This is a genomic window from Streptomyces sp. NBC_01450 (assembly GCF_036227505.1).
GTDB lineage: Bacteria > Actinomycetota > Actinomycetes > Streptomycetales > Streptomycetaceae > Streptomyces.
The window spans coordinates 46,600-69,375 of record NZ_CP109482.1 but is presented as its reverse complement, the minus strand read 5'-3'; the positions used below and the strand labels follow the sequence as shown (position 1 = coordinate 69,375).

Genomic DNA, 22,776 nt, shown 5'->3' with positions numbered 1-22,776 from the left:
TCGATGGTAGCGTCTGCGGGGCACGGTTACCGGCTCGACACCGATCGCGTCGCGCTCGACCTCGCCGACTTCCAGCGCCTGCTCGCCCGGGCGGAACGAGCTTTGGACACCGGGGAGATCGAAGAGGCCGCGGAGGACCTACGCACGGCACTCGGTCTCTGGCAGGGTTCGGCCCTGTCGGGAATCCGCGGCGAGTACGCCGACGTCCGGCGACGCGTCTTGGAAGATCAGCGGCTGTCCGCCGAAATGTTGTTCATGAAGGCCGAGATCGAGCTGGGTTCGCACGATCTGGCGGTCGGGAGACTCAGCAGCCTGGTGAACGAGCATCCGCTCGACGAGCGTCTGCGGGAAATGCTGATGCTCGCCCTCTACCGGTCCGGACGGCAGGCCGCCGCCCTCACCGCCTACCGGGACATCCAGGAACTGCTCGCGCAGGAACTCGGGGTCGACCCCGGGCCGGGTCTGCAGACGATGTTCCAGCGTGTCCTGCGCGCGGACTCCGGCCTCACCACCCCGTCGGTGCCTGCCCGTCCGAAGGCGGCAGTCCGGTCCGGGCCCGCCGTCTCGGGGCCGCCCCCTTCCCAACTCCCGGCCCCTCTTGCGTCGTTCGTGGGCCGTGAGGCCGAACTGGCGAGGGCCTCCGACCTCGTATCGCCCGCCGAGGCGGCGATCACCGTCGTCACCGGGATGGCAGGGGTCGGCAAAACAACCTTCGCTGTGCGCTGGGCTCGGCAGATCGCCGACGCCTTCCCCGACGGGCAGATCTTCCTCAACCTTCGCGGATTCGACCACGCGAGCCCACCCCTCGCCCCCGGTCAGGCCATCAGCACGGTCCTGGACGCACTGGGAGCGAAACCGCGGGACATTCCACAGGAGACGGACACGCGGGCGGCGTACTACCGCACCTGGCTCAGTGGCAAGCGGGTCCTGCTGCTCCTGGACAACGCCCGGGACGCCGCCCAGGTGCGGCCGCTCCTGGCGGGCTCGCCCGGCTGCCAGGTCATCATAACGAGCCGGAACCAGATGGCCGGGCTGGTGGCCATCGAGGGTGCTCACCCGATCCAGCTGGACATTCTCAGCGACGCGGAGAGCCACCGTCTCCTCGCCCGGAGGCTGGGCGAGCACCGTACCGCGGCCGAGCCCGAGGCGACGGCGGAGATCGTCGCACTGTGCTGGCGGCTCCCCCTCGCCCTGGCCGTCATCGCAGGGCGGGCCGCCACCCGCCCAACCCTGTCACTGTCCGCCATCGTGACGGAACTACGAGAGAGCACGGGCGGACTCGACGCGTTCCACAGCGGCGACGCCGCAGCCGACGTACGCGCCGTGTTCTCGTACTCCTACCACGCTCTTGGCGCCGACGCGGCACGGCTGTTCCGCATGCTCCCCCTTCATCCCGGTCCCGACGCCGCCCTGGGCTCCGTTGCCAGTCTGGTCGGCCTCTCCCCCGCGCGGACGCGGGGGCTGCTGGACGAGCTCCTGCGGGCCCACCTCGTGGACGAGCTTTCCCCCGGCCGGTACTCCTCGCACGACCTTCTGGCCGCGTACGCCTCCGAAATGCTCCATGAGAAGGACACCGAGGAAGACCGGGCCACGGCACAGCGACGGATGCTCGACCACTACCTGCACAGCGCTGTCAAGGCCCGGCGTCACCTCTCCTCCGTCCCCGCCCCCGCCGCCGTCACCATCCCGCCCGCGGCGACCGCCGTGTACATCGCGGAGTTCGACGGCGAGCACACCACCGCGGACACGGCGCGCGAGTGGTTCGACGCCGAACACACCGTGCTGCTCGCCTGCGTCGGTCTCGCCGCCGGCCTGCGCCTCGATTCCTACACATGGCCCCTCGCATGGGCCCTCGGCCCCTACCTGGAACGCCGGTCCAGATGGAACGAGGTGAAGACGGTGTTCGGCCAGGCGCAGGAGGCGGCCCGGAGGCTTGGAGACCGGTTCGGTGAGGGCTACGTGCACGGGGCGCTCGCGCAGGCGAGCGTGTCCTCGGACTCCCTGGAAGAGGCATCCGCGCACATGGAGCAGGCGCTGGAATTCTTCACCGAGCTCGGCGACCCCGCACTCCTCGGCAAGGCCCACAGCCAGGCCAGTTGGGTGCTGGAGCGCGCGGGCGACATGCAGAGCGCGCTGGACCACTCACAGCAGGCACTGGAACTGCACCGCTCCAACGGCATAGAGAACGGCACCACGGGACGCATACTCAACGCGGTCGGCTGGTATCTCGCCCATCTCGGACAGTACGAACTGAGGCGACCCCTGTGGTGTGGACACTCTGACAATGGATCTTGCAGATCCGAGGGAAGGTGTCCTGGTGGGACGTAGGTCTCCGTATCCGGTGGAGTTCAGGAACGATGCCGTCGCGCTGTACCGCGCGGCGGGCGGGAAGCGCACGTACGCGGCGGTCGCGGCGGATGTCGGGGTGACCGGCGAGACCCTGCGGAGCTGGGTGCGCCAGGCCGACGAGCACGCGGGCCGTGATCACAGCAGCGGCGAGCAGAGCGCGGAGAGCCGGAACGAGGAACTGGCCCGGCTGCGCGCGGAGAACGGCCGGCTCCGCAAGGCAGAGAAGGAATGGGAACTCGAGCGGGAGATCCTGCGCCGGGCAGCCGCCTATTTCGCGAAGGAGATGAAGTGAAGACCCACCGCTGGGACTTCGTCTCCGCCCACGCGGAAGTCTTCGGCGTTCAGCGGATATGCCGGGTCCTGCAGGTCTCGCGCTCGGGCTACTACCGGTGGCTCGCCGGTGCGAAGGTCCGTCGAGAGCGGCAGGCCGCCGACGACGCCCTGCTCGTGGAGATCCGGGAGATCCATACCGAGCACAAGGGCACCTACGGAGTCCGGCGCATCCATGCCGAGCTGCGTGGCTTCGGGCACACCATCAACCGCAAGCGCGTCGAGCGCCTGATGCGCCGGCACGGTATCGAGGGCCGGCACCTGCGGCGCCGCAAGCGCACCACGGTCCCCGACCGGCTTGCACCACCGGCCCCGGATCTCGTCCAACGCAACTTCTCCGCCAGACAGTTGAACGAGAAGTGGTGCGGCGACATCACATACGTCCAGGTCGGCGGGACGTGGCTGTATCTCGCCTGCGTCATCGACATCTGTTCACGCCGGGTGCTCGGCTGGTCGATGGCCACGCACATGCGCACGGAACTGGTCATCGACGCCCTGGAGATGGCCGTGGCGACCCGCGGCGGCCACGTGGGCGGGGTGATCTTCCATGCGGACAGGGGCTCGCAGTACACGTCGGCCGCGTTCGCGCAGGTCTGCAACGGTTTCGGGATCCACAGGAGCATGGGCCGGGTCGGCTCGAGCTACGACAACGCCCTCGCCGAGTCGTTCTGGCAGGGACTCAAGAGGGAGACGATGTACCAGAGGCTGTTCTCCACGATGCCTCAGGCGAGGCTGGAGATCTTCCAGTGGCTCACCTACTACAACGCCCGCAGGCGCCACAGCGCCCTCAACTACCTCTCGCCAGTCGAATTCGAACAACAACAGCAGAGAGCACGTAAACTCACACTCGCAGCATGAACCCCCGTGTCCACACTCCGGGGGACACCTCAACGTTCGTAGTCGCGTGCCAGGCGACGGGTCCGCATCAGGTGGGCGAAGAGGCGCTCGACGATCCACCTCCTAATGATGTTGTCAAGCCGCAGCAGTGACGGGGAGGTTGCTTTGGTAGCACTGTCCGTCACGGATGAGAGCCCACAGGACGTTCACGCGTCGTCGGGCCAGGGCGAGGACGGCCTGGATGTGCCGCTTGCCTTCGGCGCGCTTGCGTTCGTAGAAACGACGCGACTGGTCGCAGCTGCGGATGCTGATCAGCGCGGAGGTGTAGAAGACGCGTTGCAGCCCGCGGTGATAGCGCCTGGGCCTGTGCAGGTTGCCACTGATGTTGCCCGAGTCCCGGGGGACCGGAGCGACTCCGGCAAGGCTGGCCAGGCGGTCAGCGGTGCCGTAGCGGCTCATGTCGCCGGCGGTGGCGGCGAGGAACTCCGCGCCCAACAGTGGGCCGATGCCGGGCATGCTGGAGATTACTTCGGCGAGTTCGTGGTCGCGAAACCGGGCCGCAATGAGCTTGTCGATCTCGGTGATCTGCTCGTTGAGGCTCATCACCTCCTTGGCCAGGGTATGGATCACCTGCGCCGTGATCTTCTCCCCGGGGACGGCGGTGTGCTGGCGCTCAGCCGCTTCCAGGGCGACCTCGGCCAGGGCTTCGGGACTGCGGGTGTTACGGTTCCGCAGCCAGGTCTCCAGGCGCCTGCGGCCGGTTCGACGCAGAGCGGCCGGCGTCTGATAGCCGGTCAGCAGAATCAGCGGCCCGGCGTTGCCCAGGTCGAGGACTCGCTCCAAGGCCGGGAAGATGCTGGTGAGTTGGCCGCGCAGGCGGTTGATCCGGCGGGTGCGGTCGGCGTTCAGGTCGGCCCGACGGCTGGTGAGGATCCGCAGTTCGATGGCGTGCTCGTCGTCCGGCTTCAGGACGGTCAGGTCTCGGCGCATCCGGGCCTGGTCGGCGATGACGGTGGCGTCCTTCGCGTCGGTCTTGCCCATGCCCCGGTAGCCGGCCGAAGCCCGGTTAACGGCCAGGCCGGGTATGTAGACGAGGTGCTGGCCGTGGTTGAGCAAGAGGCTGATCCACAGTGCGGCCATGCCGTCGGCGACGTCGACCGCCCAGACCACGTCCTCGTCGAGGGCCAGCACGTCGGCGAGCAGGGCCAGCAGCTCCGGCTCGTCGTTCAAGACCCGTCGCGACAGCAACCGTGCGCCCTCTGCGTTGAGGACCACGCAGTGGTGATGGGTCTTGCCGATGTCCGTACCCGCCCAGATCTGGGCCACCTGTTCCTCCGGTCGTTCGATGACGCTCTGTTCTCCCGGACGACCTCGCCGGCGTGGTCCTACTCAGCGATCCGCTCGAAGGCGTTCGCAGCTCCTAATCAGCGGCCGAGTCGTCGTGAGACACCGGGCGGCCAGGTGGATGGAACCATCGAGGGCAACCGCTTGGAAGCCATACCCGGTGTCTCTGGGTCTCTGGACCTTACGACGGCCCGTCCAACCCACGAACAAGGTAGGACCGCTTGGGCAGGACCACGAAGCCGCGCATGTCGTCGCTGCGTTTGACGATCGCGAGGACCAGGGCGAGCGTGGCCAGGCAGTACTCGACGAGGGGGCCGGTGTAGCCGCCGTCGGCCCAGACCAGGGCGAGGCGGTGGTGCGTGTCGGCCACCTGCTCGAGCAGGACCTGGGCGGCGGCGCGGTCGCCGGTGTCCGCGGCGGTGACCATCACGCCCAGCAGCAGACAGAGGGTGTCGACCACGACGTGTCGCTTGCGCCCGTTGATCAGTTTGCCGCCGTCGAAGCCACGGCTGTCGGAGCCGACGACGGCATCCGCTTTGACGGACTGTGAGTCGATCACGCCGGCCGTCGGCTCCGTGTCGCGCCCCTCCCTCTCGCGGATCCTTGCGCGCAGCCGGTCGTGGAACTCCTTGACCAGGGCGTGGTCGCGCCAGCGGCGGAAGAATGCGTATGCCCGGTCCCACGGCGGGAAGTCGGCGGGCATGGCCCGCCACTTGATGCCGTTGTCGACGAGGTAGCGGATCGCGTCCAGTATCGCCCGGTGGCAGTACGCCTCCGGCTGCCCTCCCCGGCCGCGCAGCCAGCCGGGCACCGGCAGCAGCGGCCGGACCACGGCCCACTCCGCGTCCGTCATGTCCGAGGGAAACCGCCGAACACGTTGCGGGTGATCGGCCGCGTTTCCGAACCGGTGGGCGACACAATCACACGTCGGTGCAGTCGAGTTGAACTCCACCGGCGCGGGCGGTCCCCGCTGCTGGAGCTGTTAACAAGGAATTAGGGTCTCCTGGATCTCGGTTGGCTTCGCAACCCCGAGCTACCAAGAGGCCCTGTCTTCATGCTCGCGACCAGCTGCGATCACCCGATCGAGACTCCCGTTCGACACACACCCCTCAAGATCGGAACGACAACAGCTTCTGAGATCACCACCGCACTCAGACGACGCGCGCTCTTGCCCAGCCCAGGCTGACCAGCAGGCTTCCCGTCCCGACGAAAGCACCACTCGATCCCGGCCAGCGGAACCCGGCGCCCACCCGACGCGACAGCCGGGCCACCGGCCTGCTCACCACCCAGGGCTGTTCCAAAGTCCTGCCGGGTGGGTGAAGGTGCTGGTCACGGCGTGGTGACGATGTCGGCGAGGGCCGCTACGAACAGATCGAGGCTCCTGTTGTGGACGGATGACCTTGCCAGTCACCGTCTCGAACCGGAGCCTCGATGTGCCGTCAGTCTGCCACCGTCTGTCTCGTCAGGTCGCCGTCGTTGGCGGGTGTTCGGAGCTGTCGTTGGCGGAGCGGCTGGTCAGGCTCCCGGACCCGCGCCATCGCCGGGGCGTACGTCACCCGTTCGTGGCGGTGCTGCTGATCGCTGCGTCCGCCGTGGTGGCGGGCGCGCGGTCATACGCGGCGATCGGGCAGTGGGCCCGCAGTGCCCCGCAGCAGACGTTGGCCCGGCTCGGCGCACGCCTGCTGACCTCGCTGAACGTGCGGATCGCGCCGAGTAGATCGACGATCCGACGGATCGTCTCCACCGTCTGCCCGGGCGGCCTGGCGGACCTGACCGGCGAGGTTCCGGTCGGGGCGGAGTCGGTGGCCGCGGACGGCAAGAGCGCCCGCGGTTCCCGCCACGGGCAGAGCCCGGCCGCGCACCTGCTCGCCGCCATGACCAGCGACGGCCGGACCGTCACCCAGCTGCGGGTGCCGGGCAGGACGAATGAAATCACCTGCTTTGCGGCCCTGTTGGATCCCTTCGACCTGGCCGGGACCGTGGCGACCGCCGACGCCTTACACACCCAGCGTGACCATGCCGTCTTCCTCGTCGAGGTGAAGAAGGCGCACTACGTGTTCACGGTGAAGAAGAACCGGCCGGCGTTGCACGAGCGGCTGCGCACGCTGCCCTGGGAGCGGGCGACCGCGAAGTTCTACGACCGCAGCCAGGGCCACGGCCGCAACGAAACCCGGGTAGTTCAGGTGCTCACTGTCGACGACCTTGACTTCCCGCACGCCGCGCAGGTCGCGAGGATCACCCGGCATCGCACCAGCCTGAAGACCGGGAAGCGGACCCGAGAGACCGTCTACGTGATCACCGACCTCACCAGTCGGCAGGCGTCACCAGAGAAGATCGCCCGCCTCGTGAGATCACAGTGGGTGATCGAAAACCGGCTGCACTTCATCCGTGATGTCACCTTCGACGAGGACCGCTCCCAAGTCCGCACCGGCTACGGCCCGGAGAACATGGCCACCCTGCGCAACCTCGCCATCAACAAGCTCCGCGAGAACGGCCACACCAACATCGCCGCCGGCCTCCGCAAGATGTCCTACGAACCCTTCACCCGTCCGCTCGACATCCTCGGCATCGCCCCGTGACCAGCGGCAACACCAAGATCAAACGACTTTAGATCGGCCCTGGCTCACCACCCGCCCCGTAAACCGAAAAGGCCCGCCGACTCCGTCGACGGACCCTCACGAAGGATCGAGGCTAATAAAATTGAACCAGTTTGCACTCCACAACCGTCACGTGAGTAGAGCCGTCAAACACCTCTACCAGAAAGAGAGTTCCGGGAAAGACATGAGACGCATCCTGCGCGCACGCGGTCGCCGGACGGCGGTGGGCCTGACCCTGCTGTGTGCCCTTACCGCGACGCACTCACCCGCACTTGCGGCCCCGAAACCAGGCCCCACCACCCTCGACGAAGTGCGGACGCAGTTGGACTCCCTCTACCATCAGGCGGAGGTAGCCACTGAGAAGTACAACGCCGCGGATGAAATGGCTCGTGCACAACAGAAAAGGGTCGTCGCCCTGAACGGCCAGATGCAACAGGCAAGTCAGCGGGAAGCGCAGCTGAAGCAGTCGATCGGCGCAGCGGTCCGAGCCCAGTACCGCAGTGGCGGATTGTCCGCTGAAATTCAGTTCGCACTTGCCCTCGATCCGGAACGCGCGCTGGACAACGCCGGGTTGGTCAAGCAGGCACAGCAGGCCACGTTAGGGCAGCTAGCAGCGATGAAGGCAACTGAGAAGGAGCTACGCACACGCACTACAGAATCCACCTCGGAACTCAAGAACCTATGGTCAAGCCGTCGCGCCATGGCCAAAAGTCGCAAAACAATCGAGGAGCACATCGCTAGGGCCCGCACCCTGGAAACACAGCTTCAAATGAAGGACCAGCAGCGCCTCGCTGCATTGCAGAAACAACGGGCTGACAAGTCCCAGGCGAAGTGGGTCGGCACCGGCATCCTCGATCAGGTCGGAACCAAGGCGAGCGCCGCCGGTACCGAGGCCATCGCCTATGCGGCTAAACAACTGGGCAAGCCCTACGTTTGGGGCGCCGCCGGCCCCGATTCCTTCGACTGCTCTGGCCTCACCTCTCAAGCATGGCTCCACGCTGGAATAGTCCTTCCCCGGACTTCCGAGGAACAGTGGGCCCAGCTCCCCCACGTCCCCGTTTCCAAGATGCGACCCGGCGACCTGATCGTCTACTTCTCCGATGCCAGTCACGTCGCTCTCTACATAGGCGACGGTCAAATCATCTCCGCCCCACACCCCGGTGGATTCGTATACGTGTCAGCGGCGGGATCAATGCAAATCCTGGGAGCAGTTCGCCCGGACGCCGACTGAGCCTGGATCCACCGGCTTGATGCCTGTGGATAGTTTCTCCGGAAACGAAGAAGTGCCTTGTGACCTGCGATGATGGGGTTTCTCTAGGACCACATCAGGCACGATCGGCAAGGCACTTTCGAGATGCAATCCTCCCATGCCGCGGCGGCGGTCTCTTCCACGTTCGATGATCCGAACCTGGTCGCGTACGGCGGGCTGGAGCCGGTGGTGCGGCTGGCCGAGCGGTGCGGTCTGCCGACGTTGGCCGGGGAGCACATCAGGCTGCCGGTCTCGAAGGCAGGGCTCCGTCAAGTTCCCTGATTGCGTGGAGAGTTGGCGATCAGCGGGTAGGGGCGGATAGCAGAGCAGGCACGGGGGTTCGTGATCATTGTGGTGTCGAAGCCAGATGATCACGAGGATGTCCCGTGCCTGCTGTTGCATCTTCCCCTATCCCTGCCGTGCTGGAGAAGCTGGGGCCGCTGGATGCGGACCGGATCGCTGACCTGCGTCCCTACCTTGAATCGGTTCCGGATCCGCGCTCACGCCGGGGCCGGTGGTACTCGCTGACGGCGATCTTGCTGGTGTGTGCCTGCGCGGCTGTCTGCGGCGCGAAGAGCATCGACGAGCTCGCCGAGTTCGGCGAGCGGGCCACGAACTCGCTGCTGGCATCCCTCGGGGTACGCCGTCACCTGCTCGGCTGGCGGCGCAGCCCCAAGCCGGTCACTCTCGGACGCGTCCTTCAGGCACTTGACGGCGACGCCCTGGACCAGGCTGTGGGCGCCTACCTGGCCGGCCGGCACCGCATCACCGCGTCCGCGGACGTGCCCGAGACCCGATCGCGGCAGGTCATCGCCGTGGACGGCAAGGCCCTCAAGGGCTCAGCCCGCCTGGCCGCGCCGCGCCGTCACCTGCTCTCGGCGGTCACCCACGACCGCGTCGCCACGATTGCCCAGGTCGAAGTCGGTGCGAAGACCAACGAAGTGCGCCACTTCAAACCCCTGCTGGCACCGCTCGACCTCGCCGACACCGTCGTCACCTTCGATGCCCTCCACTCGGTGAAGGCCAACATCACCTGGCTGGTCGAGACGAAGAAGGCCCACTACATCGCCGTCATCAAGACCAACCAGCCCACCGCCTACGCCCAGCTCGCCGCCCTGCCCTGGACCTCGATCAAGGTCCAGCACACCGCCTCCGCCACCGCCCACGGCCGCCGCGAGTCCCGCTCGATCAAGACCTGCGCTATCGCCGACAACCTCGGCGGCATCGCTTTCCCCACGCCCACCTCGCCATCCGGGTCCACCGCCGCCGCAAGCCCACCGGCCGGCCCGAAACCCGCGAGAACGTCTACGCGGTCACCAGCCTCGCCGCCCATCAAACCCGCCCCGCCGACCTCGCCGCCGCCATCCGCGGGCACTGGGGAATCGAAAATTCCTCCCACTACATCAGAGATGTCACGTTCGCCGAGGACGCCTCGACCATTCACACCGGCACCGCACCCCGCGCCATGGCCACCATCCGCAACCTCGCCATCGGCACCCTGAAGACCCTCGGAGCCGACAACATCGCCAAGACCACCCGCGCCATCCGCCACGAACCCGAACGAGCACTCGCCATCCTGGGCATCACCAACAACCCAGACACTCACGGAACTTGATCAAGCCCTGTCTCGAAGGACGGCACCGGCTCCTTCCCCGCCGCGAAGCTGATGTCGCTGGTGGGCGGTATGGCCGCGGGCGCCGACAGCATCGCGGACATGGACCGGCTACGGCATGGCGCGATGGGCCGCCTGTTCTCCGGGGTGCGGGCCCCGTCCACGCCGGGGTCGTTCCTGCGCTCCTTCACGCACGGGCATGTGAAGCAACTGCATGCCGTGGCACGCCGGTTCCTGCCCGAACTGGCCCGTCACACCCCGTTGCTGCCCGGCGCGGACCAGGTCGCCTACGCGGACATCGACGACACCATCCGCCGCACCTACGGCTACGCCAAACAGGGTGCAGGCTACGGATACAGCAAGGTCAAGGGCCTGAACGCGTTGCTCGGCATCGTTTCCACACCCCTGTCCGCCCCCGTGATCGCCGCCACCAGGCTGCGCAAAGGGCCCTCGAACTCAGCGCGCGGGGCGGCAGCGTTCGCGGCCGAGACCATCCGCACCGCCCGCGCCTGCGGCGCGAGCGGCCTGCTGGTGGTGCGGGCGGACTCCGCGTTCTACGGCGCCGACGTCGTGAACTCCTGCCGGGCGCTGGGCGCGCGCTTCTCCGTCACCATGCGGATGAACGCTTCCGTCAAGGCCGCCATCGCCCACATCGATGAGACCGCCTGGACGCCGATCAAGTACCCCAAGGCTGTTTGGGACGAGGAGGGCCAGTGCTGGATCTCCGACGCCGAGATAGCCGAGGTCCCCTACACCGCGTTCACTTCCAAGCCGAAGAAACAACAGGTCACCGCCCGTCCGATCGTGCGCCGCGTCAAACGCCTGAACCCTGACGCCGTCCCCGCCGGGCAGGGCAGCCTGTTCGACACCTGGCGCTACCACGCCGCGTTCACCGACTCCCCGCTCGCCTTGAGGGATGCCGAGCGTGATCACCGCCGGCACGCTGTCGTCGAGCAGGTGATCGCCGATGTCAAGAACTGAGGTTCCCCCGGTGTGCGGGAGGTGCTGATCAGCTGGTCAGGGCGGGTTGACGGGGTTTCAGGTTCGTTCGTTCGGCCGTTGCCTGGTCGGCGTAGTGCTTCTCCTCGAACTCGACCGGACTGAGGTAGCCGAGCCGCTTCTGGATGCGCCGGGAGTTATAGAAGCCGTCGATGTACTCGAAGAGCGCGAGATTCGCCTCGGCCCGGGTGGCGAAGACGCGGCCGCGGATGCACTCCGTCTTGATGATCATCCACAGGTTCTCCGCGAGAGCGTTGTCGTAACTGTCCCCGACCGAGCCCATGGATGCTTCAACTCCCGCTCGTAGTAGTCGAGTTGTGAGCTTCACGGATGTGTATTGACAGCCGTGATCGGCATGGTGGACCAGCTTGCCCGGTTCGACCTCCCGGCTCGCGAGGGCGTACTCGAGGGTGGTCAGGACCAGGTCGGCGTCCGCGCGGGCGGAGGTTTCCCAGGCGACCACCCGGCGGGAGAACGCGTCCCGGATCGCGGACAGCCACAAGGGCCCCTCACCGGTGGTGATCATGGTGAGGTCGGTGACCCACAGCCGGTTCGGCGCGGATGCGGTGAAGTCCCGCTCGACCAGGTCCGGGGCGAGTGTGGCCTTGGGATCGCGGCGTGTGAAGCCGCTTCGGCGGGGGCTGATGCCCGCGATGTCGGCCTCGCGCATCAGGCGCTCGACCCGTTTGCGGCCCACGCGGACGCCCTCGCGCTTGAGCACGGCGTGCACGCGCGGCGAGCCGTAGATCCCGCCCGAGTCGGCGTGGATCTCCTTGATCTGCCCGGTGAGTTCCACGTCCCGGCGCCGGCGTTCGCACGGCTCGCGCTCGGCACGACGCCAGCGGTAGTACGTCGAGGAGGCGATGGAGAGTTCCCGGAGTACGCACTCGACCCCCAGGTGCGGGTGCTCGTCAACGAGCGCCGTCACCTGGGCCGGGTCGGGTCGAGCTGCGCCGCGAAAAACGCCGAGGCCGTCCGCAGGACCTCGTTTGCCCGCTTGAGCTGGATGTTCTCCTTGCGCAGCGCGGCAAGTTCGGCGCGTTCATCGGTGGTCAGCCGATCATCCCGCTCGTCGGCGTCCGCCTCGGCCTGGCGGATCCAGCCGCGCAGCGCCTCCGGATGCACGCCGAGGTCGACGGCGAGCTTCTTGATTTGGGGCTTCGGTTCGGCGGTGCGGTACATCCGCACCGCACGCTCACGCAACTCCAGCGAGTACTTCCTGGGGGCAGCCATGGTCGATGTTCCTCTCATGAGTCCCATCTGACCCTCTGTCAACACACTCCGCATCTCGGGGGAACCTCAAACAGCGCCTTCGCCCACGCACCGTCCGGCCGCTTCCAGGCCAATGCTGCATGGCTCGCCCTGGCGGCCCTGGCACACAACCTGACCCGCGCCGCCGGCGCCCTGGCCGGAACATTCCATGCCAGAGCGACCACCGCCACCATCCGTGACCACCTGATCAACGTGCCCGCCCGCCTGGCCCGATCCGCCCGCCGCCTCACCCTGCACCTGCCCGAACGCTGGCCCTGGAGCGAGGACTTCACCCAACTCTTCAGCACGGTGCATGCGCCACCAGCCTTCTGACGCTCCCTGACCAACCCGCCCGAAAGGGCCCGAGACCTGTGGACAAGTGGAAGAGCTGGGCAGACCAGCGGCCACCCCATGTCCGAATCCGCAGCCCAGCCCAGACACGGCCTGCACGACCCCGAAACGATCACACCGGAATCACGCCGGTGGATCCGGGCTGAGCCTCTTCATCCACACCCCAGAAGAGTGAAGGCGTTTCCATCGTTGCCGTACGGTCAGGGTCCCTTGCATGAGTCCTTTTCAAGCTGGCGGTGCTGACGGCGAGTTGGACTGTCCTGCACAACGACGAAGCTCCTGGTAGACGGGTTCTCGACCAAGATCACCCGTGTCCGCCAGGAGCTTCGTGTGCTTGTCTACCCGTCCTCGATTGATCTGTCCAGCCGCACCTTGCGGTTCCCGACCGGGCAACTGACAGCCCGGCAGCAGGAGATCGGAACGCGGTGGCGGCGCCTTCCTGCCGGACGTCAGGCCCTGCTCGCCCTGGCCCACCTGCGGTGCGGTGACACTTAGAACTCCTAACAAAGTGAGAGGTTCCTCAGTCGTCGCCAGCAGATGATGCTGCAGGCCAGGCGGAGGAAGGCTTCGTGGATGTCGTCGCGTATCTCCCAGCGGATACGTAACCGACGGAACCAGTGCAGCAGCGCGAAGCTCTGCTCGACCACCCATCGGTGGATGCCCAGTCCTGAGCCGTGTTCGGTGCCGCGGCGGGCGATGACCGGGGTGATCCCGACCGCCCGGACCTGCCGACGGTACTTGTCATGGTCGTATGCCCGGTCGGCGTAGAGCCGGACGGGGCGCCGGCGGGGCCGTCCGCGTCGCCCGCGCACTGGCGGAATGGCCTCGATCAGCGGCATGAGCTGGGTGACGTCGTTGCGGTTGCCGCCGGTCAGCGACGCGGCCAGCGGGATACCGTGCGCTTCGGTGATCAGATGATGCTTGGAGCCAGTTCGGGCACGGTCGACCGGGCTCGGTCCGGTTTTGGGCCCCCCTTCATAGCCCGCACGTGGGAGCCGTCGATCACCGCCGTCGACCAGTCCAGGGCGCCTGCGGCATTCAGCTCGGCCAGCAGCGATTCGTGTAGACGCTGCCAGACACCCGCGTCGTTCCAGTCACGCAGACGCCGCCAGCAGGTCATGCCGGAGCCGAAGCCCAGTTCCTGGGGCAGGAACTCCCACGGAATGCCGGTGTACAGCACGAACAGGATGCCCGACAGCACCTTGCGGTCGTCCAGACGCTTGCGCCCCGGGTGATCGGTGCGGCGCGGCACAACCGGCAGCAACGGCTCGATCCGCGCCCACAGTTCATCGGACACGATCCACGGCAGCTGCTCACCACTTCTCACATGAAGGCAAACACTCCGTCAGATACCTACATTCCGAGGGCGGAAGCGTCTTTTTGTTAGGAGTTCTTAGACCGACCGGCAAATGGATCACTTGAGGCGTCGGGTGGTGGGGCGGCCGTCCCAGCGATAGCGGCTCGTCGAGCGTCGGATGAGCATGCGGAGCGTGACGAAAGCGGCGGCGAGGTAGAGGTAGAAGTCCACGGCGCTGCCGTCCTTCTCGGTGCAGCGCCGCAGCTTGCCGTAGCCGTTCATCCACGAGTGTGAACGCTCGACCACCCACCGCTTGCCGGCCTGGATCGGTGCGGGCACGCCCTTGCGGGCGATCTCGCCGGTGAAGCCGAACTCGTCGAGCAAGGCACGGGTCCTGGCGCTGTCGTAGCCGCGGTCGAGATTGATGTTCACTTGCTCTGGGAGCGCTCCTACCTGGGCTTTCGTTGCTCCGAGGGTGGGGCCGAGGAGCGGTGAGTCGTGCCGGTTGGCGCCTGCGGAGACGATCCCGAGAGGGACCCCGGCCGCGTCGGAGGCCACCGATCGCTTCAGCCCCTGCTTGCCCCGGTCGACCGGGGAGCGTCCGGCTTTCTCGCCACCCGAGGGAGCTTTCGTGATGCAGCCGTCCACGGAGATCTCGGCCAGTCCGAGGCCGATCATCCGGTCGTACGCCTGGAGCGCCAGGGCGTGGACCTGCTCTGATATGCCCATCTGTGACCAGAGTTTGACGCGGCGTCGGATGGTGCGGTCCGAGCAGCCCTGACTGGCGATCCGCTCGTATCCGGTGCCGTGGACCAGGGCCCGCACGATGTGCTCGAAGACGATCCGGTCCGGGACCCGGCGACGGTGACAGCCCAGCGGGTGGGTCGGCGCATAGTCATCGCGCGCGGGCAGCAGGGCGGCGAACTGGTCCCACAGGGGTTCGAGCAGGCAAGATGGCACAGCAGGCACGGGCCCTCCGGTGATCACTGAGCGTAGAGAACTCCATGATCACTCAGGCCCGTGCCTGTCTCGTGCCCAGAGCGACCAGCCACCGGCAGGCATCACCAATTGCCGGTTTGTCTTATACCGACACCTACGGCGCGGCTCGGAAGGTGAGTTCACTCTTCTTCGGCGGAGCGAGGCGGAGGCGGCGGAGCGGGGTGAGGCGTGGCGGAGGCGGCGCGACGCGTGAGCGTAAGCGGGATTCAGCCAGGCGATGTTTTCCGGCCGCCTCCGGTCAGAATCGAACTGTCGTCGCCCGTGTCGCCGTAGTAGCCCATGGATGCTGGCTCCCCGAGGTGGACCACTGACCTGTTCCCCCGCAGCGGACAGTGGTACGCATCCCGGCATCCCCACCCCGAACCGGACTCTGCGGTCCGGACGGGAAGGCCGTGGCCCGACTCCGTTCATCGTCGACGGAGCGGGCCACGGTGTCGTTCCGAACCGTCGGTCCTCGATGTCCTCAAGGGCCGGGACCGACGAGTCCGGCAGCTCTGCACGCACATCGAAGCGACGTAACTGGCCTCTCCCGAAAGAGAGTTGGCCAGTGACTCACGTCACGGCCACCCGTTGAACCCGCGAGGGGCTCAGCTCGATGTGTCTATCAAACCAGCGGGGACACATGGGAGACACTGAATGGCGATCCTGCGGCCACGTGCCACAAAAGCCACAAGTACCGAAGCGGTCATCAGGGCCCTCTACGCAGAACACGGCAAAGCCCTCTTGGCGTACGCGACACGTCTGACCGGTGATCGGCTGATCGCGGAGGACGTGGTCCAGGAGACGCTGATCCGTGCCTGGCGTCATCCGGAAGTCGTCTCCAACCCTCAGGGGTCACTGCGCGGTTGGCTGATCACGGTGACGCGCAACCTCGTGGCGGACCGCTATCGGGCGAAGACCGCCCGTCCGACGGAGGTGGGCGAGAGCGAGGCGACGGTTCCGGTCCAGCAGGACCACGCGGAGAACGTCGTCGAGTCGGTCGTCCTGATGGAGGCTCTTGCGCAACTCAAGACCGACCACAGGGATGTCCTGATGGAAGTCTATTATCACGGGCGCAGTGCGGCCGAGGCGGCGGTACGCCTCGGCATCCCGGAAGGTACCGTCAAATCACGTGCCCATCACGCTCTGAAGGCCCTCCGTAAGGTGTACGTAGGCAAGCCCGGCAGCGACGTTCAGCTTCGAAAGGTGGCAGTGTGACCGTTCAGGAGCACTCCCATGACGAACTCCTTGGTGCCCACGCGCTGGGCCTTCTCGACACCGACGAGCGAGCCCGGCTTGAGGGACAGATCGAGGGGTGCGAGGTATGCCAAGTGGGGTTGGCTGATCTGAGGGCGCTTGAGGCCGAACTAGGAGAGGTACCACCGGAGTTCTTCCTAGAGGGCCCCCCAGACGGTGGTGAACTGCTCCTCCAACGCACGTTGCGGCAGGCCCGGGAGGAGGACAAGGTCACCCAGCGGCGCAGAAACCTCGTGGTCGGCCTCGCCGCCGCCGTCCTGACCGGTGTGCTGCTCGGCGGCGGCTTTGTCGCAGGCCAGGCGCAGACCACATCCGAGGCGAGTGCCTCCCGTTCTGCTCCAGCCGTCTCGGATGGAGTGGAGACCGGCTCCGCGACGAACGCGACCACGAAGGCGACCATGACGGTCAGCCTGACACCCGCCGCGGGATGGGTCCGGGTCAATGCCGCGGTCGGCGGTCTTCAGACCGGCGAGAAGTGCCGGCTGATCGTGCTCTCCAAGTCCGGAGAACGAGAGACCGCGGGCAGCTGGGTGGTGGGGGAACAGAAACAGGGAGTCCAGGGACAGGGCGTGGACCTCGCGGGCTTCGCGGCCGTGCCCATGGACCAGGTGAAGTCCGTGGTCGTGGAGAACGATCAGGGCAAGCGGTATGTGGAAGTGGCGATCTGACACATGAACACAGGTCGAACGTCGGTCGACTGACAGCGGGAGGTCCGCGTCCCTGACCTCTGGGTCAACCTTTTCGAGCCTGGCCTGTGTTGTCGGGGCCAGGTCGCCGTCAGGTGAGGCGACCCCTGTGGTGTGGACACTCTGACAATGGATCTTGCAGATCCGAGGGAAGGTGTCCTGGTGGGACGTAGGTCTCCGTATCCGGTGGAGTTCAGGAACGATGCCGTCGCGCTGTACCGCGCGGCGGGCGGGAAGCGCACGTACGCGGCGGTCGCGGCGGATGTCGGGGTGACCGGCGAGACCCTGCGGAGCTGGGTGCGCCAGGCCGACGAGCACGCGGGCCGTGATCACAGCAGCGGCGAGCAGAGCGCGGAGAGCCGGAACGAGGAACTGGCCCGGCTGCGCGCGGAGAACGGCCGGCTCCGCAAGGCAGAGAAGGAATGGGAACTCGAGCGGGAGATCCTGCGCCGGGCAGCCGCCTATTTCGCGAAGGAGATGAAGTGAAGACCCACCGCTGGGACTTCGTCTCCGCCCACGCGGAAGTCTTCGGCGTTCAGCGGATATGCCGGGTCCTGCAGGTCTCGCGCTCGGGCTACTACCGGTGGCTCGCCGGTGCGAAGGTCCGTCGAGAGCGGCAGGCCGCCGACGACGCCCTGCTCGTGGAGATCCGGGAGATCCATACCGAGCACAAGGGCACCTACGGAGTCCGGCGCATCCATGCCGAGCTGCGTGGCTTCGGGCACACCATCAACCGCAAGCGCGTCGAGCGCCTGATGCGCCGGCACGGTATCGAGGGCCGGCACCTGCGGCGCCGCAAGCGCACCACGGTCCCCGACCGGCTTGCACCACCGGCCCCGGATCTCGTCCAACGCAACTTCTCCGCCAGACAGTTGAACGAGAAGTGGTGCGGCGACATCACATACGTCCAGGTCGGCGGGACATGGCTGTATCTCGCCTGCGTCATCGACATCTGTTCACGCCGGGTGCTCGGCTGGTCGATGGCCACGCACATGCGCACGGAACTGGTCATCGACGCCCTGGAGATGGCCGTGGCGACCCGCGGCGGCCACGTGGGCGGGGTGATCTTCCATGCGGACAGGGGCTCGCAGTACACGTCGGCCGCGTTCGCGCAGGTCTGCAACGGTTTCGGGATCCACAGGAGCATGGGCCGGGTCGGCTCGAGCTACGACAACGCCCTCGCCGAGTCGTTCTGGCAGGGACTCAAGAGGGAGACGATGTACCAGAGGCTGTTCTCCACGATGCCTCAGGCGAGGCTGGAGATCTTCCAGTGGCTCACCTACTACAACGCCCGCAGGCGCCACAGCGCCCTCAACTACCTCTCGCCAGTCGAATTCGAACAACAACAGCAGAGAGCACGTAAACTCACACTCGCAGCATGAACCCCCGTGTCCACACTCCGGGGGACACCTCACTCAACAGGCACCCCCCGCCTCCGCCGCGGCGGGACGTGACGTACATCGCTTTTCCAAATCGAACGGTCACTGATGCCGTACGCGTGTCACACATGGAGTCGATTCTTTCGGACTCATGCAACTCAGCTGCACAGCAACGCAATTGAAGGAAGTCGAGGCAATTGACTTGAATACCGGCATCAAGCACATGCGCGTGCGCAGGGCCGCGGCCGTCGCCTTCACGGCGGGTACAGTTTTTGCCACCGGTGCCCTCGCCGCGGCACCGGCGCAGGCTGTCGCGACGCCCACCATCACCGCCAAGGGCGGATACTTGATGAACAGCACCACGGGCATGACGCTGTTCAGCAAGGCCGCCGGCACGAAGCGGCTCACCGCCTCCACCACGAAGATCATGACCGCGAAGGTCGTACTGACCCAATCGAACCTGGATCTGAACTCCAAGGTCACGATCAAGAAGGCATACAGCGACTACATCGTCTCCCAGGGGGCCTCGTCGGCCCACCTGATCGTCGGTGACAAGGCCACTGTCCGCCAGCTGCTCTACGGGATGCTGCTGCCGTCCGGCTGCGATGCCGCGATGGCCCTCGCGGACAAGTTCGGCACAGGCTCGACGGTGTCGGCACGCACCAAGAACTTCATCACCAAGATGAACGCCAAGGCGAAGCAACTCGGTATGACGAAAACGCACTTCGACTCGTTCGACGGCATAAGCAAGGGCTCGAACTACTCGACGCCGAAGGATCTGACGCTCCTTGCCCGCAGTGCGATGAAGTCGTCCACGTTCAAGTCCGTCGTAAAGTCCACGTCGTACCGGCCCAGGACAGTCACCAAGACCGGCTCCACACGCACGATGAGCACCTGGTCGAACACCAACACACTGCTCGGATGGAACGGCACACTGGGCGTGAAGACCGGCTCAGGCACCTCGGCCAAGTACTGCCTCGTCTTCGCCGCAACGAAGAACGGTGAGTCGGTCATGGGCGCGGTCCTGACCGCCCCCTCCGCGGCCGCACGCACCGCGGACGTCAAAAAATTGGTCAACTACGGCTACGCCCGCATCAGCTGACCTCGATCTTGCATGACGGTCCGTCGGTTCTCCGGCGGGCCGTTTCTCTGTTGCGGGCTGGTTGTGGGAATGGTGGTGGCCCGGTTGTCGCGTCGGGTGGGCGCCGGGTTCCACTGTTTCGGTGGGTGATGCTGTCCGCAGGGGCTTGAGGATGCTGCTCAGCCGGGGTTCGGCAGAGCTTGGAGTCGGTCGGCCGCTGCGGTAATCGCGTCGGCCAGGGCCAGTGCGCCGCGAGGCGGAGGTAGCGGCGGCGGCCGGTGGTGACGAGTTGTGCGGCGGCTGAGAGCAGGCGGAAGCGGGGCTTCTTCGGTTCCCAGTGGCGGGTCTTGCCGGTCAGGGCCAGCATCGGCGTCCAGGCCGGCAGGTCCAGGGCGAGCTGGACGGTCTCCAGCCAGATCTGGTTCTGCGCGAAGCTGTGCAGGGGAAGATTGCGCAGGCCGGTGGAGCGGGCGTCCCGGATGCGGTCCTCGCAGCGGGCGCGCTGGCGGTGGCGCGGTCGAGCCCGGCGATGGCCTCGCCGGGAGTGTTGGTGGCGAAGCAGGTCAGGCGCATGCCGTCGGCGTCGGTGAAACGCAACCGGGCTCCGGGGTGCGGGCGTTCCCTGCGGACGGTCAGCCGCATGCCCTTCGGCCATCCCTTCAGGCGGTCCCCGCCGGTCTCTGCCGCCCAGGCGCCGTCGCGGACCTCGCCGCCGGGCTCGGCCGCCGGTGTCCAGGCGGTGACTGGGACCTTCAGCACAGCCTGGTGGACGGTGCCGGTGATGGTCATGCCGGCCGAGTACGACAGCCACCGGCCCCGCGCGCCGCGAGCCAGTTGACGAACTCGTGGGTGCCGCCGCCGGAGTCGGTGCGGATCAGTGTGCGGCGCCCGCGCCGGAACCTCTTCGGGAGCTGAGCCAGGGCCAGTCGGGTGGCGGTGATGTGGTCGGCGGCGGTGTTACTGCCCGTGTTCCCCGCTCTGAGCAGGCCCGCCACCGGCTCGCCAGCGCCGCCCGCCCCGTGGTCGACGAACCCCATGATCGGATGATGGCCGAACGTCCGCTTCCAGGTCGCCGCGGCGTCCTGCTTGTCCGAGTGCGCGATCACCAGCACCCCGTCCAGGCCCACGGTCACCTGCCCGCCCTGGTCAGGGGCGGTGTCCCCGGCCAACGCCCAGACATGCCGCGGACGTCGGCGCAGGTCCGGCGGATCGCGGTCAGCGCGCGCTTCCCGCTCGTGGCGAGTGTGCCGGCCAGGCGGGAGACCGTCGGGTCGGAGGCCACCGGCCCGAACACGGCCGACCCGGCCCGCAGCATGGCGATATCGGACAGACAGTCGCCGCCCAAAGCCCCGCGAGCGCCACATCGAGCAGGATCTTGCCCGGATCGTGCACCGCCCGTGCCCTGCGCCACGGCGCCAAGGCCGCCGATATTGCCGTATCCAAGCCGCTCTTGCGGACCGTTTCCACCAACAGCACGGCCCCGGCCTGCGAGACCGCTCCGCGGCCACCGTCCTAGTCCTGGTGGTCGGGTGGTGTTGCAAGCAGCTTCGTGAAGCCGGTGACCTCGGTGGTCTTGTCCGGCACCCGCAGCCGGCTGACGGTGCGTCCGCCTTCCACGGAATCATCGACGCGCTCACCGAGGCGGGCCTGAAGTGCTGGGCGGACAAGGCGTATCAAGGCGCCGGCGGGCCTGTTCGAGTCCCGTTCCGCGGTCGCCGTCTGAAGGGGTGGAAGCGCCGCCACAACACCAGTCACGCCAAGATCCGATGCGTCGGCGAACGAGCTATGGCCACGCTCAAGGACTGGCGTCTTCTGCGGAAGCTCCGCTGCAGCACCAACCGGATCACCGACATGGTGAAGGCCGTCCTCGTCCTTCATCACGCGTCAACGTGAGGTTGGAAAAAGCTCAAGGACCCACCCTCCGAGCTCCAGGCCCTGATCAACGCGGTCACCTGCGGACACGGTATTTACCTCTACAGCCGGAATTAACGAACTACCGGTAGGAATCAGTGGCCACTCTGAAACAGCTCAGTGTCTATCAGAAATGCCTGACTCCGCACCGATCGCCTCGCCTGAATTTGCAATGGCACTGTCCGCATCGGAACGTCGACGACCCCTCAAGCAATGATAATCTAGAGGCCTTGAGCACGAGGGCGCCTCATATTCGGCACGTTGTTCGATACCGACGCCGCACCGGCTCCTGCACTTCCCGGGCTGCCAGCGCCAGGAGCAGGATGGCGAGATGCCGAAATTGCCACCGACTCAGTATGCTGCGTCTTGATATCTCCGATCCGCGCTATATAAGCGCCCCGCCAGCGTTCTTTGTTGTCCTCATACATTTGGTTGCGCACCTGCAAATGGGTAACAATTTGCGAGATGCTATCCTCATGCGTCTTCAGGTGCTGCATCAAAGCGTTCTCTGCTGCAGTAAAAGTAGTATCATTCTCTAGGCGGGGTCGCTGTTGATCTCGGCCTATTTCACAGAAGCGTTCAACGGCCTCTACGCGCAACTCCAGCTTTTTTATCTCATCAGACATCTCGGCCTCCATTTGACTTTGACTGCTTCTATAGTCTGCCGCTGCGGCATCTGCCAGGCTCTTGATCTGTGGATTTTTCCTCAGGCCACCCAAGGATGCATCTGATTTCCTTATTCGCTCCTCTATTTCGCTTTTAGTTGCTCGAATGATGCCTTTCTGCTGTTCGCGGGCCTGCTGCCACTTCATTGTGCTCGTGTAGGTTTTTGCATCATACTGATCAAGGGTGTTCTGGGATCTTTGGCGGATTTCGTCGGTCCTTAGATCGAGACGCAGGTACTCTTGCCGCTCTCGACTCTCCCTCTCTCGGGCCTCGTGATTTTGTTGAGCTCTATAGTTCTCAACCAACTTAGTCGCCGCCATTTTTGTTGTCTTGCGATCCGTCAGGCGCTGGGTGAAAGTTGCATTTTTCTCGTAAATCGCTTTGGCCACTTCGGATACTTGACTGACAGGGATCTCTTTGCCGTCCCCTGCCCTCGCTGTTTCCCTATTCTGCCACCAGCGCATGACATCATCAGCCAACTCTTCGATTTCCTTTGATGGCATTTTAGGCACCCTTCGTGTCTCTATGTAAACAAATAGGATAGAGTCCTACTCTCATGCATACTACGAGCGCGGGGATAACCGGGTTCAACGAGCTTCGTC

Annotated in this window: 19 protein-coding genes and 4 pseudogenes; 15 read left to right on the top strand and 8 right to left on the bottom strand. The window is 66.2% G+C overall.

Annotation, left to right across the window (positions count from 1 at the left end):
* Positions 1 to 3: 3 nt before the first annotated feature.
* Both OG568_RS59690 and OG568_RS59685 read left to right on the top strand, forming a co-directional pair.
* On the top strand, positions 4 to 2,328 hold the full coding sequence (locus tag OG568_RS59690) for an AfsR/SARP family transcriptional regulator (protein WP_329538372.1): 2,325 nt from the start codon (positions 4 to 6) through the stop codon (positions 2,326 to 2,328).
* Positions 2,318 to 3,537 (top strand): IS3 family transposase gene (locus OG568_RS59685; protein WP_329530430.1). Its coding sequence is split into 2 segments (ribosomal slippage): positions 2,318 to 2,573 and positions 2,573 to 3,537, totalling 1,221 coding nucleotides; the frame shifts between segments, so codons are not numbered across the junction. Before OG568_RS59690 ends, OG568_RS59685 begins: the two co-directional genes overlap by 11 nt.
* Positions 3,538 to 3,651: 114 nt before the next feature.
* On the opposite strand, the gene OG568_RS59680 is transcribed toward OG568_RS59685, so the two are convergent.
* The gene (locus tag OG568_RS59680; protein ID WP_329538371.1) at positions 3,652 to 4,842 is read right to left on the bottom strand and encodes an IS110 family transposase; all 1,191 of its coding nucleotides are present in this window, start codon (positions 4,840 to 4,842) and stop codon (positions 3,652 to 3,654) included.
* 199 nt (positions 4,843 to 5,041) lie between these two features.
* Entirely contained in the window at positions 5,042 to 5,713 is a 672-nt protein-coding gene (locus tag OG568_RS59675) for an IS5 family transposase (RefSeq protein WP_329538370.1), read from the bottom strand.
* A 646-nt stretch (positions 5,714 to 6,359) separates the two neighbouring features.
* Between OG568_RS59675 and OG568_RS59670 the strand changes: the two genes are divergently transcribed.
* The 6 genes from OG568_RS59670 (at position 6,360) to OG568_RS59645 (ending at position 11,299) form a co-directional block, all read left to right on the top strand.
* The gene (locus OG568_RS59670) at positions 6,360 to 7,439 is read left to right on the top strand and encodes an ISAs1 family transposase (RefSeq protein WP_329538369.1); all 1,080 of its coding nucleotides are present in this window, start codon (positions 6,360 to 6,362) and stop codon (positions 7,437 to 7,439) included.
* Positions 7,440 to 7,641: 202 nt separating this feature from the next.
* Entirely contained in the window at positions 7,642 to 8,688 is a 1,047-nt protein-coding gene (locus OG568_RS59665; RefSeq protein ID WP_329538368.1) for a C40 family peptidase, read from the top strand.
* A gap of 123 nt (positions 8,689 to 8,811) precedes the next feature.
* Positions 8,812 to 8,988 carry a hypothetical protein gene (locus OG568_RS59660; protein ID WP_329538574.1) on the top strand — a complete coding sequence of 59 codons (177 nt, stop codon included), beginning with the start codon at positions 8,812 to 8,814 and terminating at the stop codon, positions 8,986 to 8,988.
* 137 nt (positions 8,989 to 9,125) lie between these two features.
* Positions 9,126 to 10,208 (top strand): ISAs1 family transposase, encoded by a 1,083-nt coding sequence (locus OG568_RS59655; protein ID WP_329538367.1) that lies wholly within the window; start codon positions 9,126 to 9,128, stop codon positions 10,206 to 10,208.
* A complete protein-coding gene (locus tag OG568_RS59650; protein WP_329538366.1) occupies positions 10,172 to 10,321 on the top strand; it encodes a hypothetical protein in 150 nt (49 codons plus the stop codon). Before OG568_RS59655 ends, OG568_RS59650 begins: the two co-directional genes overlap by 37 nt.
* A gap of 48 nt (positions 10,322 to 10,369) precedes the next feature.
* Positions 10,370 to 11,299 (top strand): IS1380 family transposase, encoded by a 930-nt coding sequence (locus tag OG568_RS59645; RefSeq protein WP_329538557.1) that lies wholly within the window; start codon positions 10,370 to 10,372, stop codon positions 11,297 to 11,299.
* Between the two features lie 28 nt (positions 11,300 to 11,327).
* On the opposite strand, the gene OG568_RS59640 is transcribed toward OG568_RS59645, so the two are convergent.
* Positions 11,328 to 12,245 carry an IS3 family transposase gene (locus OG568_RS59640; protein WP_060898472.1) on the bottom strand — a complete coding sequence of 306 codons (918 nt, stop codon included), beginning with the start codon at positions 12,243 to 12,245 and terminating at the stop codon, positions 11,328 to 11,330.
* On the bottom strand, positions 12,242 to 12,550 hold the full coding sequence (locus tag OG568_RS59635) for a transposase (RefSeq protein ID WP_329538365.1): 309 nt from the start codon (positions 12,548 to 12,550) through the stop codon (positions 12,242 to 12,244). The genes OG568_RS59640 and OG568_RS59635 overlap by 4 nt, the downstream gene beginning before the upstream one ends.
* A gap of 69 nt (positions 12,551 to 12,619) precedes the next feature.
* On the opposite strand from OG568_RS59635, the pseudogene OG568_RS59630 reads away from it, so the two are divergent.
* Together OG568_RS59630 and OG568_RS59625 are read left to right on the top strand one after the other, a co-directional pair.
* Positions 12,620 to 12,901: pseudogene (locus OG568_RS59630) on the top strand (transposase); the annotation flags it as partial.
* Between the two features lie 348 nt (positions 12,902 to 13,249).
* Positions 13,250 to 13,411: pseudogene (locus OG568_RS59625) on the top strand (IS5/IS1182 family transposase); the annotation flags it as partial.
* Positions 13,412 to 13,419: 8 nt separating this feature from the next.
* Here OG568_RS59625 and OG568_RS59620 read toward each other — a convergent pair.
* Positions 13,420 to 14,228 (bottom strand): IS5 family transposase gene (locus OG568_RS59620; RefSeq protein WP_329538556.1). Its coding sequence is split into 2 segments (ribosomal slippage): positions 13,420 to 13,895 and positions 13,895 to 14,228, totalling 810 coding nucleotides; the frame shifts between segments, so codons are not numbered across the junction.
* Between the two features lie 105 nt (positions 14,229 to 14,333).
* Positions 14,334 to 15,185: an IS5 family transposase gene (locus OG568_RS59615; protein ID WP_329538358.1), complete on the bottom strand. Its 852-nt coding sequence runs from the start codon at positions 15,183 to 15,185 to the stop codon at positions 14,334 to 14,336.
* Between the two features lie 666 nt (positions 15,186 to 15,851).
* On the opposite strand from OG568_RS59615, the gene OG568_RS59610 reads away from it, so the two are divergent.
* From OG568_RS59610 to OG568_RS59595, 4 genes are all read left to right on the top strand, one after another.
* Positions 15,852 to 16,412 (top strand): sigma-70 family RNA polymerase sigma factor, encoded by a 561-nt coding sequence (locus OG568_RS59610; RefSeq protein ID WP_329538364.1) that lies wholly within the window; start codon positions 15,852 to 15,854, stop codon positions 16,410 to 16,412.
* A complete protein-coding gene (locus tag OG568_RS59605; RefSeq protein ID WP_329538363.1) occupies positions 16,409 to 17,119 on the top strand; it encodes an anti-sigma factor in 711 nt (236 codons plus the stop codon). The genes OG568_RS59610 and OG568_RS59605 overlap by 4 nt, the downstream gene beginning before the upstream one ends.
* A gap of 180 nt (positions 17,120 to 17,299) precedes the next feature.
* A protein-coding gene (locus OG568_RS59600) for an IS3 family transposase (RefSeq protein WP_329530430.1) occupies positions 17,300 to 18,519 on the top strand; the annotation gives its coding sequence in 2 pieces (ribosomal slippage) (positions 17,300 to 17,555 and positions 17,555 to 18,519; 1,221 coding nt in all).
* 199 nt (positions 18,520 to 18,718) lie between these two features.
* The gene (locus OG568_RS59595) at positions 18,719 to 19,618 is read left to right on the top strand and encodes a D-alanyl-D-alanine carboxypeptidase family protein (RefSeq protein WP_443078001.1); all 900 of its coding nucleotides are present in this window, start codon (positions 18,719 to 18,721) and stop codon (positions 19,616 to 19,618) included.
* Positions 19,619 to 19,776: 158 nt separating this feature from the next.
* Here OG568_RS59595 and OG568_RS59590 read toward each other — a convergent pair.
* Positions 19,777 to 21,106, bottom strand: a pseudogene (locus OG568_RS59590) (IS1380 family transposase); the annotation flags it as partial.
* Between the two features lie 93 nt (positions 21,107 to 21,199).
* On the opposite strand from OG568_RS59590, the pseudogene OG568_RS59585 reads away from it, so the two are divergent.
* A pseudogene (locus tag OG568_RS59585) lies at positions 21,200 to 21,490 on the top strand (transposase family protein); the annotation flags it as partial.
* Between the two features lie 239 nt (positions 21,491 to 21,729).
* Here OG568_RS59585 and OG568_RS59580 read toward each other — a convergent pair.
* On the bottom strand, positions 21,730 to 22,677 hold the full coding sequence (locus OG568_RS59580; RefSeq protein ID WP_329538362.1) for a hypothetical protein: 948 nt from the start codon (positions 22,675 to 22,677) through the stop codon (positions 21,730 to 21,732).
* Between the last annotated feature and the right edge of the window lie 99 nt (positions 22,678 to 22,776).